The sequence below is a fragment of the Bradyrhizobium roseum genome (genome assembly GCF_030413175.1).
Classification (GTDB): domain Bacteria; phylum Pseudomonadota; class Alphaproteobacteria; order Rhizobiales; family Xanthobacteraceae; genus Bradyrhizobium; species Bradyrhizobium roseum.
In genome coordinates this window covers 5,967,847-5,984,951 of sequence record NZ_CP129212.1, presented here as the reverse complement: position 1 = coordinate 5,984,951, position 17,105 = coordinate 5,967,847, and the positions used below count along the sequence as shown (strand labels likewise).

General features: G+C 65.5%; 12 protein-coding genes. All 12 read left to right on the top strand.

The annotated features are described in order from the left end of the window. Positions 1-15 precede the first annotated feature (15 nt). The 12 genes from ftsW (at position 16) to ligA (ending at position 16,994) form a co-directional block, all read left to right on the top strand. Positions 16-1,167 carry a putative lipid II flippase FtsW gene (gene ftsW, locus QUH67_RS28285; protein WP_300942774.1) on the top strand — a complete coding sequence of 384 codons (1,152 nt, stop codon included), beginning with the start codon at positions 16-18 and terminating at the stop codon, positions 1,165-1,167. Between the two features lie 50 nt (positions 1,168-1,217). Next, positions 1,218-2,321 (top strand): undecaprenyldiphospho-muramoylpentapeptide beta-N-acetylglucosaminyltransferase, encoded by a 1,104-nt coding sequence (gene murG, locus QUH67_RS28280; protein ID WP_300942773.1) that lies wholly within the window; start codon positions 1,218-1,220, stop codon positions 2,319-2,321. 160 nt (positions 2,322-2,481) lie between these two features. Then, entirely contained in the window at positions 2,482-3,885 is a 1,404-nt protein-coding gene (murC, locus tag QUH67_RS28275; protein ID WP_300942772.1) for a UDP-N-acetylmuramate--L-alanine ligase, read from the top strand. A gap of 2 nt (positions 3,886-3,887) precedes the next feature. Then, on the top strand, positions 3,888-4,811 hold the full coding sequence (gene murB / locus QUH67_RS28270) for a UDP-N-acetylmuramate dehydrogenase (RefSeq protein WP_300942771.1): 924 nt from the start codon (positions 3,888-3,890) through the stop codon (positions 4,809-4,811). Then, the gene (locus QUH67_RS28265) at positions 4,811-5,803 is read left to right on the top strand and encodes a D-alanine--D-alanine ligase family protein (RefSeq protein WP_300942770.1); all 993 of its coding nucleotides are present in this window, start codon (positions 4,811-4,813) and stop codon (positions 5,801-5,803) included. Before murB ends, QUH67_RS28265 begins: the two co-directional genes overlap by 1 nt. 307 nt (positions 5,804-6,110) lie before the next feature. Next, complete coding sequence (locus QUH67_RS28260; RefSeq protein WP_300942769.1) at positions 6,111-7,100, top strand: cell division protein FtsQ/DivIB; 990 nt, start codon at positions 6,111-6,113, stop codon at positions 7,098-7,100. Further along, entirely contained in the window at positions 7,097-8,416 is a 1,320-nt protein-coding gene (ftsA, locus tag QUH67_RS28255; protein ID WP_300942768.1) for a cell division protein FtsA, read from the top strand. The genes QUH67_RS28260 and ftsA overlap by 4 nt, the downstream gene beginning before the upstream one ends. A 90-nt stretch (positions 8,417-8,506) precedes the next feature. Further along, positions 8,507-10,321, top strand: coding sequence for a cell division protein FtsZ (gene ftsZ / locus QUH67_RS28250; RefSeq protein ID WP_300942767.1), 1,815 nt, complete (start codon positions 8,507-8,509; stop codon positions 10,319-10,321). 351 nt (positions 10,322-10,672) lie between these two features. Continuing rightward, the gene (lpxC, locus tag QUH67_RS28245) at positions 10,673-11,632 is read left to right on the top strand and encodes a UDP-3-O-acyl-N-acetylglucosamine deacetylase (RefSeq protein ID WP_300942766.1); all 960 of its coding nucleotides are present in this window, start codon (positions 10,673-10,675) and stop codon (positions 11,630-11,632) included. Between the two features lie 307 nt (positions 11,633-11,939). Continuing rightward, entirely contained in the window at positions 11,940-12,848 is a 909-nt protein-coding gene (locus QUH67_RS28240; protein WP_300942764.1) for an outer membrane protein assembly factor BamD, read from the top strand. Positions 12,849-13,044: 196 nt separating this feature from the next. Next, a complete protein-coding gene (gene recN / locus QUH67_RS28235) occupies positions 13,045-14,730 on the top strand; it encodes a DNA repair protein RecN (protein ID WP_300942762.1) in 1,686 nt (561 codons plus the stop codon). A gap of 107 nt (positions 14,731-14,837) precedes the next feature. Next, positions 14,838-16,994, top strand: a complete 2,157-nt coding sequence (gene ligA / locus QUH67_RS28230) for an NAD-dependent DNA ligase LigA (protein ID WP_300942760.1) — start codon at positions 14,838-14,840, stop codon at positions 16,992-16,994. The last annotated feature ends 111 nt before the right edge of the window (positions 16,995-17,105 follow it).

Here is a 17,105-nt window from a genome sequence, read left to right as displayed (position 1 = left end):
TATTCGGGGACGTCCATGCTGCACCGAGACCAACGCACGCCGTTTTCGGACTGGTGGTGGACCATCGACAAGCTGCTGCTCGGCGCGATCATGGCGCTGATGCTGGGCGGCGTTATCCTGTCGCTGGCGGCGAGCCCGCCGGTGGCGACGCGGATCGGGCTCGATCCCTTCCATTTCTTCGGCCGGCACGTGCTGTTCCTGGCGCCCTCCCTGATGGTGCTGATCGGGGTGTCGTTCCTGTCGCCGAAGCAGATCCGCCGCCTTGCGCTGCTGGTGTTCGTGGCCAGTGTCATCCTGATCGTGGCGACGCTGGCCTTCGGCGCGGAAGTGAAGGGTTCGCGGCGCTGGATCACGCTGCTTGGCGTCAATATTCAAGCGTCCGAATCCGCCAAGCCTGCCTTCGTGGTCATCGCGGCATGGCTGTTTGCGGAGTCGACAAAACGTCCGGAAATGCCGGCGACGTCGATGGCGATCGTGCTGCTGCTGACGCTGGTGGCGCTGCTGGTGATGGAGCCGGATTTCGGCCAGACCATGCTGGTCCTGATGGTGTGGGGCGCGCTGTTCTTCATCGCAGGGATGCGGATGATCTGGGTGGCCGGCCTTGCCGGCGCCGCGGCGGCCGGATTGTTCGGCGCCTACCTGCTGGTGCCGCACGTCGCGGGCCGCATCAAGCGCTTCATGAACCCGGCTTCGGGCGACACGTTCCAGGTCGACATGGCGATGGAAGCGTTCTGGAACGGCGGCTGGTTCGGCCTCGGGCCGGGCGAGGGGATCGCCAAACGCAGCCTGCCGGACAGCCATACCGACTTCGTGTTCGCGGTCGCCGCCGAAGAATTCGGCATCATCCTGTGCCTGGCGCTGGTTTCGCTATTTGCCTTCGTCGTGATCCGGACGCTGACCCGCGCCTATGCGAGCGAGGACATGTTCGCGCGCTTTGCCGCCTCCGGCCTGGCGATCCTGTTCGGCGTGCAGGCGGCGATCAACATGGCGGTCAACCTGCAACTGATCCCCGCCAAGGGCATGACGCTGCCCTTCATCTCCTACGGCGGTTCCTCGATCATTTCGCTGGCCTATGGTGTCGGCATGATGCTGGCATTGACCCGGCAGCGTCCGCGCACCGAGGTGGAATCGATGAATGCGGCCGGCGTGTCGCGCAGCTACGCCTGACCGCAACGTCCGTGGTGACGGCGGCCCCGCCGTCGGCTATTTGAAGCCCCATGGACAAGAACGCGCCTCTCATTCTCCTGGCCGCCGGCGGCACCGGCGGCCATCTGTTTCCGGCCGAAGCGCTCGGCGTCGAACTGATCAGGCGCGGCCTGCGCGTACGGCTGGTCACCGACGCCCGCGCGCTGCACTACAGCGGCCTGTTCACTGCTGATGATATCGACGTCGTGCCGAGCGAGACCGTGCGCGGCCGTTCGCTGATGGCGCTGCTGCGCACCGTCACCACGCTCGGTCACGGTACGCTGGTGGCTGCCCGGCTGGTGCGACGGCTGAAACCCGCCGCCGTGGTCGGCTTCGGCGGCTATCCGACGCTGCCGCCGCTGATGGCGGCGCGCTTCCTCGGCGTGCCCGGCATTATTCACGATGCCAACGCCGTGCTCGGCCGCGCCAACCGCTTTCTCTCCCGCCGCGTCAACGCCATCGCCACCTCGCTGCCGGGCGTGCTCGATCGCGATCCTGATCTCGCGGGAAAAACGGTGACCGTCGGCACGCCGATGCGGCCCGCGGTCCTCACCGCCGCCGCCGTGCCGTTTGCGCAGCCCGAACCGAACGGGCCGCTCCGACTGCTGGTGGTCGGCGGCAGCCAGGGCGCGCGGGTGATGAGCGATATCGTGCCCGGCGCGATCGAAAAGCTGGAGCCGATGCTGTGGAGCCGCCTGATCCTGACTCAGCAGGTGCGCAAGGAAGATATGGGGCGGGTGCGCGCGATCTATGAGCGGCGCCGGATCAATGCCGAACTCGCGCCGTTCTTCACCGATCTGCCGGCGCGGCTGGCGTCCAGCCATCTCGTGATCTCGCGCTCCGGCGCCGGCACGGTGGCGGAACTCGCCGCGATCGGCCGGCCCTCGATCCTGGTGCCGCTGCCCGGCGCGATCGATCAGGACCAGTTTGCCAATGCCGGCGTGCTGGCGAAGGTGGACGGGGCTCTCCGGATTCCACAAGAGCAGTTCACGCCGGACCGGCTGGCTGCGGAAATTTCCGCGCTCGCCGCCGAACCGGCGCGGCTCACCGCGATGGCGGTCGCCGCCCGAAAAGTCGGCCGGCTGGACGCCGCCGAACGGCTGGCCGATCTGGTGATAAAAGTGGCCGGAATCTGACGCCCTATCGGCCCAAAAAGCGCTTGTCATGCCCCGCGAAAGCGGGGCATCCAGTAGGCGGCGGCGCCTGATTTGAGCCTCGGCTTCGCGAAATACTGGATTGCTCCGCTGCCGTGCGCAATCGCGCACAAGGCGGGCGATGACGGCCAAGGACAAATCCATGAGACTGCCGCGCGAGATCGGACCCATTCACTTCGTCGGGATCGGCGGCATCGGCATGAGCGGTATCGCCGAGGTGCTGGTCAATCTCGGCTATACCGTGCAGGGCTCGGACGCCTCCGAAAGCGGCAACGTCGCGCGGCTGCGCGACAAGGGCGTCAAGGTTTCGGTCGGCCACAAGGCCGAGAATGTCGACGGCGCCGACGTCGTCGTGGTCTCGACGGCGATCAAGCGCGACAATCCGGAACTGATGGCGGCGCGCGCCCAGCGCATCCCGGTGGTGCGCCGCGCCGAAATGCTGGCCGAACTGATGCGGCTGAAAAGCTGCGTCGCGATTGCCGGCACCCATGGCAAGACCACGACGACCACGATGGTGGCGACGCTGCTCGATGCCGGCGGCATCGATCCGACCGTCATCAACGGCGGCATCATCAACGCCTACGGCTCCAATGCGCGGCTCGGCGCCGGCGACTGGATGGTCGTGGAAGCCGATGAGAGCGACGGCACCTTCCTCAAGCTGCCCTCCGATGTCGTGATCGTCACCAATATCGACCCCGAGCATCTCGATCACTTCAAGACGTTCGAGGCGATCCAGGAGGCGTTCCGCAATTTCGTCGAGAACGTGCCGTTCTATGGCTTTGCTGTGATGTGTACCGATCATCCCGTGGTGCAGAGCCTGGTCGGCAGGATCGAGGATCGCCGCATCATCACCTATGGTGAAAACCCCCAAGCCGATGTGCGGCTGGTTGACCTGACGCCAAGCGGCGGCGGCTCGAAATTCAAGGTGGTGTTCCGTAACCGCAAGACCGATGCGACCCACGAGATATCGGACCTCATGCTGCCGATGCCCGGGCGGCACAATGCCTCGAACGCGACGGCGGCGATCGCCGTGGCGCATGAGCTCGGCATGTCCGACGAAGCGATCCGAAAGGCGATCGCGGGGTTCGGCGGCGTCAAGCGGCGCTTCACCCGGACCGGCGAGTGGAACGGCGTCACCGTGATCGACGATTATGGTCACCACCCGGTCGAGATCGCGGCCGTTCTTAAAGCAGCGCGTGAGTCCACCAACGGCAAGGTCGTCGCCGTGGTGCAGCCGCATCGTTACACCCGGCTGCAATCGCTGTTCGAGGAATTCTGCACTTGTTTCAACGATGCCGACTCCGTTGTGGTCGCCGAGGTTTATCCGGCCGGTGAAGCGCCGATCGAAGGCATCGACCGCGACCATTTCGTGCTCGGCCTGCGTGCCCATGGCCATCGCGAGGTGATCCCGCTGCCTAACGCGGACGAACTGGCCAAAATCGTCCGCGGTATCGCGGGCCCCGGTGACCTCGTCGTCTGCCTCGGCGCCGGCAACATCACGCAATGGGCCTACGCATTGCCGGGCGAATTGAAGGCGTTGGGTTAGCCGTGACCTTTCCCGACATCACGCCTGACCTCAAGGCCGCCATGCCGGAGCTGCGCGGACGGCTGCTGGCGAACCAGTCGCTGGCGGAGCTGACATGGTTTCGCGTCGGCGGGCCGGCGCAGGTGCTGTTTACGCCGGCGGACGAGGATGATCTTGCGTATTTCCTCAAGCATCTTGGTAAGCAATTGCCGGTCTACGTCGTCGGCGTCGGCTCCAATCTGATCGTGCGCGACGGCGGCATGGAGGGCGTGGTGATCCGCCTGTCACCGCGGGCGTTCGGCGAGACGTCGGCGTCAGGCGATACCGTCAGCGCCGGCGCGGCCGCGCTCGACAAGCGCGTGGCCGAGACCGCGGCTGCGGCCGGCATCGGCGGGATGGAATTCTTCTTCGGCATTCCCGGCACCATCGGCGGCGCGCTGCGGATGAACGCCGGCGCCAATGGCGGCGAGACCAAGGATGTGCTGGTCGAGGCCACCGGCATCGGCCGGGACGGCACGCGGCATGTCTTCGGCAATGCCGACATGAAGTTCGTTTACCGCAACAGCGGCGTCGACCCCTCGATCATTTTTACCTCGGCGCGGTTTCGCGGGCAGATCACCGACGCCGACGTCATTCGCGCGCGGATGCACGAGGTGCAGAGCCACCGCGAAACGGCTCAGCCGATACGCGAAAAGACTGGCGGGTCGACCTTCAAGAATCCGCCCGGTCACAGCGCCTGGAAACTGATCGACGCCGCCGGCTGCCGGGGCTTGCGCGTGGGTGGCGCCCAGGTCTCGGAAATGCACTGCAATTTCCTCATCAACACCGGCAACGCCACCGGCCATGATATTGAAACGCTGGGTGAAACCGTGCGCGAGCGGGTTAAAGCGAATTCTGGAATCGAGCTACATTGGGAAATCAAGCGGATCGGAATCGGGCAAGGCTGATGCGGACCACCATTCTCTTCGGCGGCACTAATAAAGAGCGGCTGGTCTCGGTCGGAAGTGCACAGGCGCTGCATCGCGCCTTGCCGGAAGCCGACCTCTGGTTTTGGGACGTCGCCGATACCGTGCATGAGGTCGCATCGCAAAAGCTGATCGAACATTCGCGGCCGTTCGAGGATGAATTCGAACCCGGCAACCGCGGCCTGCCGCTCGAAGCCGCGCTCGACAAGGCAAAGGCCGAAGATCGCGTGCTGGTGCTCGGCCTGCATGGCGGCCGGGCCGAGAATGGCGAATTGCAGGCGATGTGCGAACTGCGCGGCATTCCTTTTACCGGCTCCGGCTCGGCGTCGTCGAACCTCGCCTTCGACAAGGCGGCGGCGAAACGCTTTGCGGAGATCGCGGGCGTGACGGTCCCGGCAGGCGTGGCCCTGGAAAACCTCGACGCGGCGTTTGCCGAATACGGCAAGTTGATCGCCAAGCCGGCGCGGGACGGTTCGAGCTATGGCCTGATCTTCGTCAACGCGAAACAGGACCTCGTTGCTGTCCGCAACGCCGCCAGGACCGAAGACTATCTGATCGAGCCGTTCGTTGCCGGCGGCGAAGCGACCTGCGGGGTACTGGAGCAGCCGGACGGCACGTTGATATCGCTGCCACCGATCGAGATCGTGCCGGGCGAGGGCACCTTCGACTACGCGGCCAAATATTTGCTCAAATCGACCCAGGAGATCTGCCCGGGGCGCTTTACGCCTGAAGTCACGGCGCAACTGCAGGACCAGGCGATGCGGGCACACCGGGCATTGTCCTGCAGCGGCTATTCCCGGACCGACTTCATCGTCTCGCCGAAGGGGCTGGTCTACCTGGAAACCAACACACTGCCCGGCCTGACCGCGGCATCGCTCTACCCGAAGGCGCTGCAGGCCCAGGGAATCGAATTTCCCGATTTTCTGCGCGACCAGATCGTGCTGGCCGAACGGCGGAGCCGGGCGCGGGTCTGACCGGTCACCGCCCGGGCCCGTTAACCGGGGAACCTCGGCCCGACCACGAAAATTGTTTCAAAATCCTAACAGTTGACCGGCAAATCACTCAAAAGACGTATCAAATCGTGTGGGTGCCCCCCCGATTTTACACTTTGTTTACCAGTAAGTCCGAAGGTTAACGCTGGCGGCGCGCGTGGCGTTTGGCTGCCGGGGCGTGCGCTGTTCCGACTTCCGATCAGCACCGGGCCCGGCAAGACCGAGGCACCACAAGAGCCCGGAATCCGCAAAAACGCTTGCGGGAACAACACTTGGACAGGCTCGTGCAATGGATCGTGCAGGATGCCCCAACCGGTCGGTGAGATCGCGGGGGCCCCAGGCTGACCTGAAAGCGGCCGCTATTGGAGCGGTCGTGCTGCTGCGCGAGTGGCTGAGCCGTCGCGCCAGCGTCCCTGCTCGGCCCGTGAACGATCGCGCGCGGCCGAATCGCCTGGTCCGTCTGGTCGAAACCTATCTTCCGAATCGCGCGGGCGTCGCGCTGACCGCGCTGATGCTGCTCGGCAGCACCGGCCTCGGCATCGTCAAGGGCGGCCATGTCGACGACTTCCTGGCGGGGCTGAGCGATACCCGCAATGCGCTGGCCAATTCGGCCGGCTTCCGCATCACTGAGGTTGCCATCAGCGGCCGCAAGCATGTGAGCCAGGACGAGGTGCTCGCGATCGGCGGCGTCAATGGCCGCTCCTCGCTGTTGTTCCTCGACGCCGCCTCGGTGCGCGACAAGCTCAAGGCCAATCCCTGGATTGCGGACGCGACGATCCTGAAGCTCTATCCCGGTCAGTTGCGCATCGACATCGTCGAGCGCACCGCGTTCGCGCTGTGGCAGCAGGACGGAAGGCTGTCCGTGATCTCGGAAGACGGCGCGGTACTGGAACCCTACGTGTCGCGCCGCTTCGTGACTTTGCCGCTGGTGGTGGGCAAGGGCGCCGACAGCAGGGCCCGCGACTTCATCGCCCTTCTGGACCGCTACCCGCAGGTACGCGCCGTGACCAAGGCGGCGATCCTGGTCGGCGAGCGGCGCTGGAATTTGCGGTTGAACGACGGCCTCGACATTCGCCTGCCGGAGAATAACGTCGGCAATGCGCTGGCCTTGCTGAGCAAGCTCGACAAGGAGGACCGGCTGTTCTCGCGCGACATCGTCGCGGTCGACATGCGCCTGCCGGACCGTCTCACGGTACAATTGTCGGAAGACGCGGCCAAGGCCCGCGAAGAACTGTTCAAGGACAAGAAGCCCAAGAAGAAGCCGGGTGATTCGGCATGAGCGGGCTTGATCGCAACCAGACCCCGAAGACCCGGCCCGTCGACCACAAGCGCACGGCGCTGGTCGCGTCGCTCGATATCGGCACCAGCAAGATCGCCTGCATGATCGCGCGGCTGAAGCCGTCGCCGCCGAGCGATGCGCTGCGCGGTCGTACCCATGCCGTCGAGTTGATCGGCTACAGCCAGATCCAGTCGCGCGGCGTCAAGGCCGGCGCCGTTGTCGACCTCGCCGAATGCGAGCAGGCGGTGCGCCAGGCTGTGGCGCTGGCCGAGCGCATGGCCAAGGTCCGCGTCGAGTCAGTATTATTGTCGGTTTCCGGCGGCAGGCTTCAGGGCCAGCTGGTCGAGGCCGCCGCCGATATCAGGGGCGGGGCGGTGACCGCCGATGACGTCACCCGGGTGACCTCCGCCGGCATGCGCCACGCCACCGGCGAGGGCCGCACCGTGCTCCACACCCTGCCGGTCGGCTACGCGCTGGACGGCGTCAAGGGCATCCGCGACCCCCGGGGCATGGTGGCCCGGCAATTTGGGGTCGACATGAACGTGGTGACCGCGGATGCCACCGTTGCCCGCAACCTGATGCTTGTGGTCGAGCGCTGCCACCTCAACGTCGAGGCCATGGCGGCGAGTCCTTATGTCGCAGGCCTGGCCGTGCTGACCGACGATGAGGCCGATCTCGGCGCCGCCGTGGTCGAAATGGGCGCGGGTTCCACCACGATCGCGACCTATTCAGCCGGCCGCTTCGTTCATGCCAGCGGTTTCGCGCTCGGCGGGCAGCACGTGACGATGGATCTTGCACGCGGCGTCGGCGCATGCATTGCAGATGCCGAGCGAATCAAGACTTTATACGGGACCGTGTTGACCGGCGGGTCTGACGCGCGCGAGCTGATGTCTGTTCCGACCGCAGGGGAGGAGCACGATGCTCCGCAGATCGTCTCACGCGCCACGATCGCGAACATCGTTCGGCATCGCGCCGAGGAGATTTTTGAAATGGTCCGGGACCGGCTCGCGGATTCCCCATTTGCGGCAGAGCCGCGGGCGCGGGTCGTCTTGAGCGGCGGGGCCTCCCAGCTGACCGGCACGGTCGAGCTTGCCGCCCGCATTCTCAACCGCCCGGTCAGGATCGGCCGTCCGCTCGGCTTCGGCCGGCTGCCCAGCGAGGCCAAGAGCGCCTCGTTTTCGGTGCCGACCGGTCTGTTGGTCTACCCGCAATACGCTCACCTGGAACACGTCGAACCGCGGCATACGCGGCAGCTCAGGACAGGGACTGACGGCTATTTCGGAAAGGTCGGACGATGGCTTCGCGAGGGCTTCTGATGACCGGTCCAGTGACGAAACGATTTTCACCAAACCCCGCGGCCGCCGGCCGGGGTGAACCAACGCGCGCGTCGTAATCGAGAGGCAATCATGGCACTCAATCTGACCCCCCCTGACATCAGCGAGCTGAAACCGCGGATTACCGTTTTCGGCGTCGGTGGAGCAGGCGGCAATGCCGTCAATAACATGATCACTGCCGGGTTGCAGGGCGTCGATTTCGTCGTCGCCAATACCGATGCGCAGGCGCTGACCATGTCGAAGGCGCAGCGCATCGTTCAGATGGGCACGCAGGTGACGCAGGGCCTTGGCGCGGGGTCCCAGCCTGACGTCGGCGCGGCGGCGGCGCAGGAAGTCATCGACGAGCTTCGCGACCATCTCACCGGCGCCAACATGGTGTTCGTCACCGCCGGCATGGGCGGCGGCACCGGCACCGGGGCGGCCCCCGTCATCGCCAAGACCGCGCGCGAAATGGGCATCCTCACCGTCGGCGTCGTGACCAAGCCGTTCCACTTCGAGGGCGCGCGCCGCATGCGCACCGCCGAGTCCGGCATCGCCGAACTGCACAAGGTGGTCGACACGCTGCTGATCATCCCGAACCAGAACCTGTTCCGGGTCGCTAACGAAAAGACCACCTTCGCCGACGCCTTCGCGATGGCCGACCAGGTGCTCTATTCGGGCGTCGCCTGCATCACCGACCTGATGGTCAAGGAAGGCCTGATCAACCTCGACTTCGCCGACGTCCGCGCCGTGATGCGTGAAATGGGCAAGGCGATGATGGGCACCGGCGAAGCCACCGGCGAGAAGCGCGCGCTGACTGCGGCCGAAGCGGCGATCGCCAACCCGCTGATCGACGACTCCTCGATGAAGGGCGCCCGTGGCCTGCTGATCTCGATCACCGGCGGCAAGGACCTGACCCTGTTCGAAGTCGACGAAGCCGCCACCCGAATTCGCGAGGAAGTCGACCAGGACGCCAACATCATCGTCGGCGCCACCTTCGACGAAAACCTCGACGGCATCATCCGCGTCTCCGTTGTCGCGACCGGCATCGAGCAGGCGCAGATCGCCCGCAACGCCGCCGCCGCGCCGGCGGTCGCAACCACGGCGACCGCGACCGCCGCAGCCACCACCTCGCCCGACAGCCGCCTGGCCGAACTGACCGCCCGGTTGCGCGCCGACAATGCGCGGTTGGCCGAACGCGCCCAGAAGCTCGAGCCGGCGCCCGCGCCGCAGGCGACGGCTCCGACGCAGGCCGCGCCCGCCGCCTCGCCTGGCCGCGCAGGGAACAATGTCGAGCGTGCAGCGCTTGCTGCGATCGCCGCAGCCGTCGAAACGTCGCCGGCAGCCCCGATCCAGCCGGCGTCCTATGGCGACGTTACCGTCCGCCCGATCGCGCAGAAGCCGAGCCTGTTCCCGGATCACGGCGAGTCCGCCCGGGTCGAGCCCGAGCAGCCCGCGACGCCTGAAACGTTCATTCCGCAGGCGGCGGAACGGGCACCGCTCCGTACCCCGCGCATGCCCAAGTTCGAGGAACTCCCGATGCCGGCCCAGAACGAGATCCGGCAGGCCCGCGGCGATGCGGACGAAGATCACCCGCAGAAGGCCAAGCTGTCGCTGTTGCAGCGCCTCGCCAACGTCGGCCTCGGCCGCCGCGACGAAGAGACCGAGCCGCCGATCGCGGCCCGCGCCTCCGGCCCGTCGATGGCCCCGCTGCCGCCGCTGCCCGAACGCAAGCCGCAGCGCACCGTGGCCCAGCAGATGGCGAATCAGGATCCGGTATCGGAGTACGCGAAACGCCCGGCACCTCAGGGTTTGGATGTGCATGGCCGTCCAGCACCTGTTGCTCCAGCGCCACAGGGAGACGACCATCTTGATATCCCGGCCTTCCTCCGGCGTCAGGCAAACTGAGTTTTTGTTACAATCGTCGTGAAGCAAAAGGCCCCGGCTGGAACAGCCGGGGCCTTTCTCTTGGGCGCGGTGTCGAGCCTTGATATGGCAGTCAACCAACTGATTTTAAATCATTAATTATTCATTTCATGGTCGACTGTTCCAGCGAAAAGGGCGCCTGGCCGTGCTGCAATCCGGTTAACCCTTGGCGCGAATGCGGCAGAGATCGGGTAATAATCGGTAAAGAAGCGTGAGTTGGCGCGCTTTGGGGCAATGACTATGGTCCGCCGTGACTTGGGGATGCCTATGACGCGAATCGGCGCTCACGCGCGGTTCCTGTCTTCAGGTAAGTCGGGTAGTGGGCAGTTATCGATGAAATTCAGTCGCCAAACCACGCTTCGGGCGCAAGCCACCGTCACGGGTGTTGGCGTTCATTCCGGTTTACCTGTCAGTCTGACGCTTGGGCCTGCACCTGTCGATGCAGGCTTTGTTTTTGTCCGCACCAGCCTTGATGAACCTGATCGCGAAGTTCCGGCCCTCGCCAAATCCGTCACCGCCACCGATCTGGCGACGGTGCTCGGCGACCATGAAGGCCCGCTGGTTTCCACCGCGGAACATGTGCTCGCGGCCTTGCGCGGCATGGGGGTCGACAACGCCATTATCGAAGTCGATGGGCCCGAAGTTCCGATCATGGACGGTAGCGCGGCCGCCTTCGTTGCCGCCATCGATCAGGCTGGCATCGTCACCCAGTCGGCCTCCCGCCGTTTCATCCAGGTGCTCCGGCCGGTGCAGGTTGCGATCGGTGACAGTTTTGGTGAATTGCGCCCGCATGCCGGCGGACTCCGCGTCGAAGTCGAGATCGATTTCGCCAATCGGGTGATTGGCCGGCAAAATTTTGCGCTCGATCTCAATCCCGAAAGTTTCCGCCGCGAAATCGCGCGCGCCCGCACGTTCGGCTTCATGAACGACGTGGCGCGGCTCTGGAGCGCCGGCTTTGCGCGCGGAGCCTCGTTCGAGAACACCGTGGTGCTCGACGAAGACCGCCTGCTCAATGCGGAAGGGCTGCGCTTTGCCGACGAATGCGCCCGCCACAAGGCGCTCGACGCGGTCGGCGATCTGACCTTGGCTGGTTTGCCGTTGCTCGGCGCCTTCCGTTCGGTGCGCGGCGGCCACAAGCTGAATCACGCCGTTCTGACGGCCCTGCTGGCCGATCGCAGCGCCTGGCGGGTGGTGGAGGCCGAACCGGCCCGCCGTTCCCGCGGTCACGCGGAGGCCGGCGCGGGCATGGTGGGCGGCCTGATCGCCCCGGCCTACGGTCCGGACGTCTCCTGACTTTCGGCTTCGAAACGTCGCGGCGTTCCACAAATGCCGGGCCTTGAAACCGAACGGGCCCGTTTTCCGCAATCACCCACAACTGGTAACAGTGGCGTCCAGCCGCCTTAATCCGGGCGAATTGGCTGCGTATTCGGTTGGTCGAGGACCATTTTTCGGCTAGTAGAGATCCGCAGGCCCGCACCACGGGCTCTCGAAGAATTGGGTACCAAGCATTGGCCACGGGGTATATGGCATCCATGATCGCAGTTCATGGAGCGGCGGGCTCGATCATCAAACGTATCAACGGCGTCAGGTCACAGATTCAATGGCGGCACAGCGTATGACGCTTGAACCACGCAAATCATTCAGGTTTTCCGGCTTCGCCGGAGCCGGACGGTCGCTGCGGCTGGCGGCAGGCCTGATTGCACTTGCGATACCCCTGAGCGGATGCGGCACCGGCGCGCTGTGGGACAAGTTCACCGCCAAGGACGACACCTTCAACGAGGAACCGGCGGACAAGCTCTATAATGAGGGCTTGTACCTGATGAACCAGCGCAAGGATAACAAGGCGGCGGCGAAGAAATTCGAGGAAGTCGACCGCCAGCATCCCTATTCCGACTGGGCGCGCAAATCGCTGCTGATGTCGGCCTATTCCTTCTACAATCAGGGCGATTACGACAGCTGCATCGGCGCGGCTACCCGTTACGTCACGCTGCATCCCGGCAGTTCGGATGCGGCCTACGCGCAATATCTGATTGCGGCCTCGCATTACGACCAGATCCCGGACATCTCCCGCGACCAGGGCCGCACCGAAAAGGCGATCGCGGCGCTGGAAGAGGTGATTCGCAAATACCCGACGTCCGAATACGCGAACTCCGCCAAGGCCAAGCTTGAGGGCGCCCGCGACCAGCTCGCCGGCAAGGAGATGGATGTCGGCCGCTACTACATGGAAAAGCGCGACTACACCGCCGCCATCAACCGTTTCAAGACGGTCGTGACCCGCTACCAGACCACCCGGCACGTCGAGGAGGCGCTGGCGCGGCTTACCGAGGCCTATATGGCGATCGGCATCGTCGGCGAGGCTCAGACGGCCGCCGCCGTGCTCGGGCACAATTTCCCGGACAGCAAGTGGTACAAGGACGCCTATAATCTCGTGAAGGGCGGCGGTGTCGAGCCGAGCGAGAACAAGGGTTCCTATATCTCCAGGGCCTTCAAGAAGATGGGGCTGGGCTGACAAGTCTGGGCTGATACCTCTGGGCTGATACCTCAGGGCTTGCAGCGTAAGCACATTCATCTTCTGTCCATAACGTGAACAAATATAGTACAAAACGCTCCCAAGATCTGCTAGTGATGTGTCGATTCTAACACCTGCAGAGTCGGCTCCCGGGCGGGGCCGGTGTCAGAACCTGACCAGTGGGAGTTGCCGTCACATGCTGGCGCGTCTGTCGATCCGTGACATCGTGCTGATCGCACGCCTCGATCTCGAATTTTCCCGTGGCCTTGCGGTGCTGACCGGCGAGACCGGTGCGGGCAAGTCGATCCTGCTCGACGCCTTTGCACTGGCGCTTGGCGGCCGCGGGGACGCCGGACTGGTGCGCCACGGCGCGGAGCAGGGGCAAGTGACCGCCACTTTCGACATCCGGAAGGGGCATCCGGCGACCAAGATCCTCGCCGACAATGGCCTGGACGATGCGAGTTCTCAAGGATCTTGCGAACTGATCCTTCGCCGTGTCCAGCTCGCCGACGGTCGCACCCGTGCCTTCATCAACGACCAGTCGGTCAGCGTGCAGACGCTGAAGGCCGTCGGCGCGACGCTGGTGGAGATCCACGGCCAGCACGACGAGCGCGCGCTGGTGGACGCCTCGACGCACCGGCAGTTGCTCGACGCCTTTGCCGGGCTGGAGAAGGAGGTCGCGGCGCTGGAGACGCTGTGGGAGGCACGGCGCACCGCCGTCACCGCACTCGACGCGCACCGCGCCAGCATGGAACGCGCCGCCCGTGAGGCGGACTATCTGCGCCATGCCTCCGACGAACTCCGCGCGCTGAAGCCGGAGGATGGCGAGGAAACCGCGCTGGCCGCGCGCCGCACCATCATGATGCAGGGCGAGAAGATCGCCAGCGACCTGCGTGAGGCGCAGGAGGCGGTCGGCGGTCCGCATTCCCCGGTGCCGGCGCTGGCGGCGGCCGTGCGCCGTCTGGAACGTCGCGCCGCCAATTCGCCCACCCTGGTCGAGCCGGCGGTGCGGGCGATCGATATCGCGATCAACGCGCTGGAGGAGGCCGACCAGCATCTCCACGCCGCGCTGGTTGCGGCTGACTTCGATCCCGCCGAACTGGAGCGCATCGAGGAGCGGCTGTTCGCGCTGCGCGCCGCGTCGCGCAAATATTCGACGCCGGTCGACGGACTGGCGGCGCTGGCTGCGAAGTTCGCGTCCGATGTCGCGCTGATCGATGCCGGTGCGAGCCGGTTGAAGAAGCTGGAAACCGCGGCCGCCGAGGCCGACGCGCGCTACGGCGCGGCGGCGGCAAAACTCTCCGCGGCCCGCAGCAAGTCGGCCGACAAGCTCAACAAGGCGGTCAGCGCCGAACTGGCGCCGCTGAAGCTCGAGCGTGCGAAGTTCATGACCCAGGTCGAGAGCGACGCCAACGCGCCGGGACCGCAGGGCATCGACCGTGTCGAATTCTGGGTGCAGACCAATCCAGGCACGAGGGCGGGACCGATCATGAAGGTCGCCTCCGGCGGCGAACTGTCGCGCTTCCTGCTCGCGCTCAAGGTGGTGCTGGCCGACCGCGGCTCGGCGCCGACGCTGGTGTTCGACGAGATCGATACCGGGGTCGGCGGCGCGGTGGCGGACGCCATCGGCTCGCGCCTCGCACGGCTTGCCGAGGGGGTGCAGGTGATGGCCGTGACGCATGCGCCGCAGGTCGCCGCGCGCGCCAGCCAGCATCTGCTGATTTCCAAGGACGCGCTCGACAGGGGCAAGCGCGTCGCCACCCGCGTCAACGCACTCGCCGCCGACCACCGCAGCGAGGAAATCGCCCGCATGCTGGCGGGCGCGGAGATCACCGCGGAGGCGAGGGCGGCGGCGAGGCGGTTGCTGCAGGCGGCGAGCTAGCGAGCCCTTCGTGCGCGGGCTTTGCAGCGTGCTGCTACGCGCCGGGCCGCTCCGGGGCGCGACCCCGCGACTTGGCTTCAGGGCCTGCTTCGTCGTATTTAATCTCTATGTCCAAGACCGCGAAAGCCAGAACCCCCGTTGAAATCGATAAGCTCACCAAGGCCCAGGCCAAGGTCGAGCACAAGCGGCTGTCGCTGGAGCTCGAGGCGCACAACGAGCGCTACTACCAGAAGGACGCGCCGACCGTTTCGGACGCCGCCTACGACGCGCTGCGCCAGCGGCTGGAGGCGATCGAGGCGAAATTTCCCGATCTCGTAACCACGGATTCGCCGACGCAGAAGGTCGGCGCCGCGCCGGCGCGCGGCTTTGCCAAGGTGCAGCACGCCGTTCCGATGCTCTCGCTCGGCAATGCCTTCAGCGACGAGGACGTCACCGAGTTCGTCGATCGCATCCGCCGCTTTCTCAAGCTCGATGCCGAGCATATTCCGGCGCTGGTGACCGAGCCGAAGATCGATGGCCTGTCGCTCTCGCTGCGCTACGAAAATGGCGAACTGGTGCGCGCGGCCACGCGCGGCGACGGGTTTACCGGAGAGGACGTCACCGCCAATGTTCGCACCATCAAGGACATTCCGCATGCGCTGAAAGGGCGAAACATTCCGGCCGCCTGCGAACTGCGCGGCGAAGTCTACATGCTCAAGAAGGACTTTCTCGAGCTCAACAAGAAGCAGGCCGAGGCCGAAGACACCGTGTTTGCCAACCCGCGCAACTCGGCGGCCGGCTCGCTGCGCCAGAAGGATGTCTCGATCACCGCGTCGCGGCCGCTGAAATTCTTTGCCTATACCTGGGGCGAACTGAGCGAGCGGCCGGCCGATACCCAGCACGGTATGCTGGCGTGGATGGACAAGGCCGGCTTTGCCGTCAATCCACTGACCACGCTCTGCAAGGATGTCGACGCGGTTCTTGAATTCTACAAGAAGATCGGCGAGGAGCGCGCCTCTCTCGGATACGATATCGACGGCGTGGTCTACAAGGTCGACCGGCTGGACTGGCAGGATCGTCTTGGCTTCGTCTCGCGCAGCCCGCGCTGGGCGATCGCGCACAAATTCGCGGCCGAGCAAGCGACGACGGTCCTCAACGGCATCGATATCCAGGTCGGCCGCACCGGCGCGCTGACGCCGGTGGCGCGGCTCGAGCCGGTCACCGTCGGCGGCGTCGTCGTCTCGAACGCGACGCTGCACAACGAGGACTACATCAAGGGTATCGGCAACGACGGCAATCCGATCCGCGACGGCGTCGATCTCAGGGTCGGCGACACCGTCGTCGTCCAGCGCGCCGGCGACGTGATCCCGCAGGTCGTCAGTGTCGTGATGGACAAACGGCCAAGCAGCGCAAAGCCCTACAGGTTTCCGGAGACGTGCCCGGTTTGCGGGAGCCACGCGGTGCGTGAGGAAGGCGAGGCGGTGCGCCGCTGCACCGGTGCGCTGATCTGCCCGGCGCAGGCGGTGGAGCGGCTGAAGCATTTCGTCTCGCGGCTGGCGTTCGATATCGACGGCCTCGGCGACAAGCAGATCCAGGAATTCTACGAGGATGGCCTCGTGATGTCGCCGGTCGATATCTTCACGCTGCAGAAGCGCGACGCGCGGTCGGCCAGCAAGCTGATGGCGCGCGAGGGCTATGGCGAAACCTCGGTGCGCAACCTGTTCAATGCGATCGACGCCCGCCGCTCGATCGACCTGCATCGTCTGATCTTCGCGCTCGGCATCCGACACGTCGGCGAGGGCAATGCCAAATTGCTGGCGCGGCACTACCACACGATCGAGAATTTTCGCGAGGCGATGCTGGCCGCCGCCAAGGGGACAAAGGACGAGGAGAACACCACCGAGGCCTATCAGGACCTCAACAATATCGGCGGCGTCGGTGAGATCGTGGCGGACGCGGTGGTGGAGTTCTTCGCCGAACCGCGCAATGTGAAGGCGCTCGGCGAACTGCTGCGTGAGATCGAGGTCAAGCCGGCCGAACAGCCGCGCAAAAGCTCGCCGGTTTCGGACAAGACCGTGGTGTTCACGGGCTCGCTGACCAAGTTCACCCGCGATGAGGCCAAGGCGATGGCCGAGCGCCTCGGCGCCAAGGTTGCGGGCTCGGTGTCGAAGAAGACGGATTATGTGGTGGCGGGTGAGGATGCGGGGTCGAAGCTGACCAAGGCGCGCGAGCTTGGCGTGGCGGTACTAACCGAGGATGAATGGTTGACGCTGATCGGGGAGTGAGGCGCGCGCTCTCTCCCACATGACGGCGTCGTCACCCGCCTTGTCCGCAATTGCGCACTGGGGCGGGTGACCCAGTATTCCGGAGGCGCTAGTGGTAGACCGAGAAGTCGC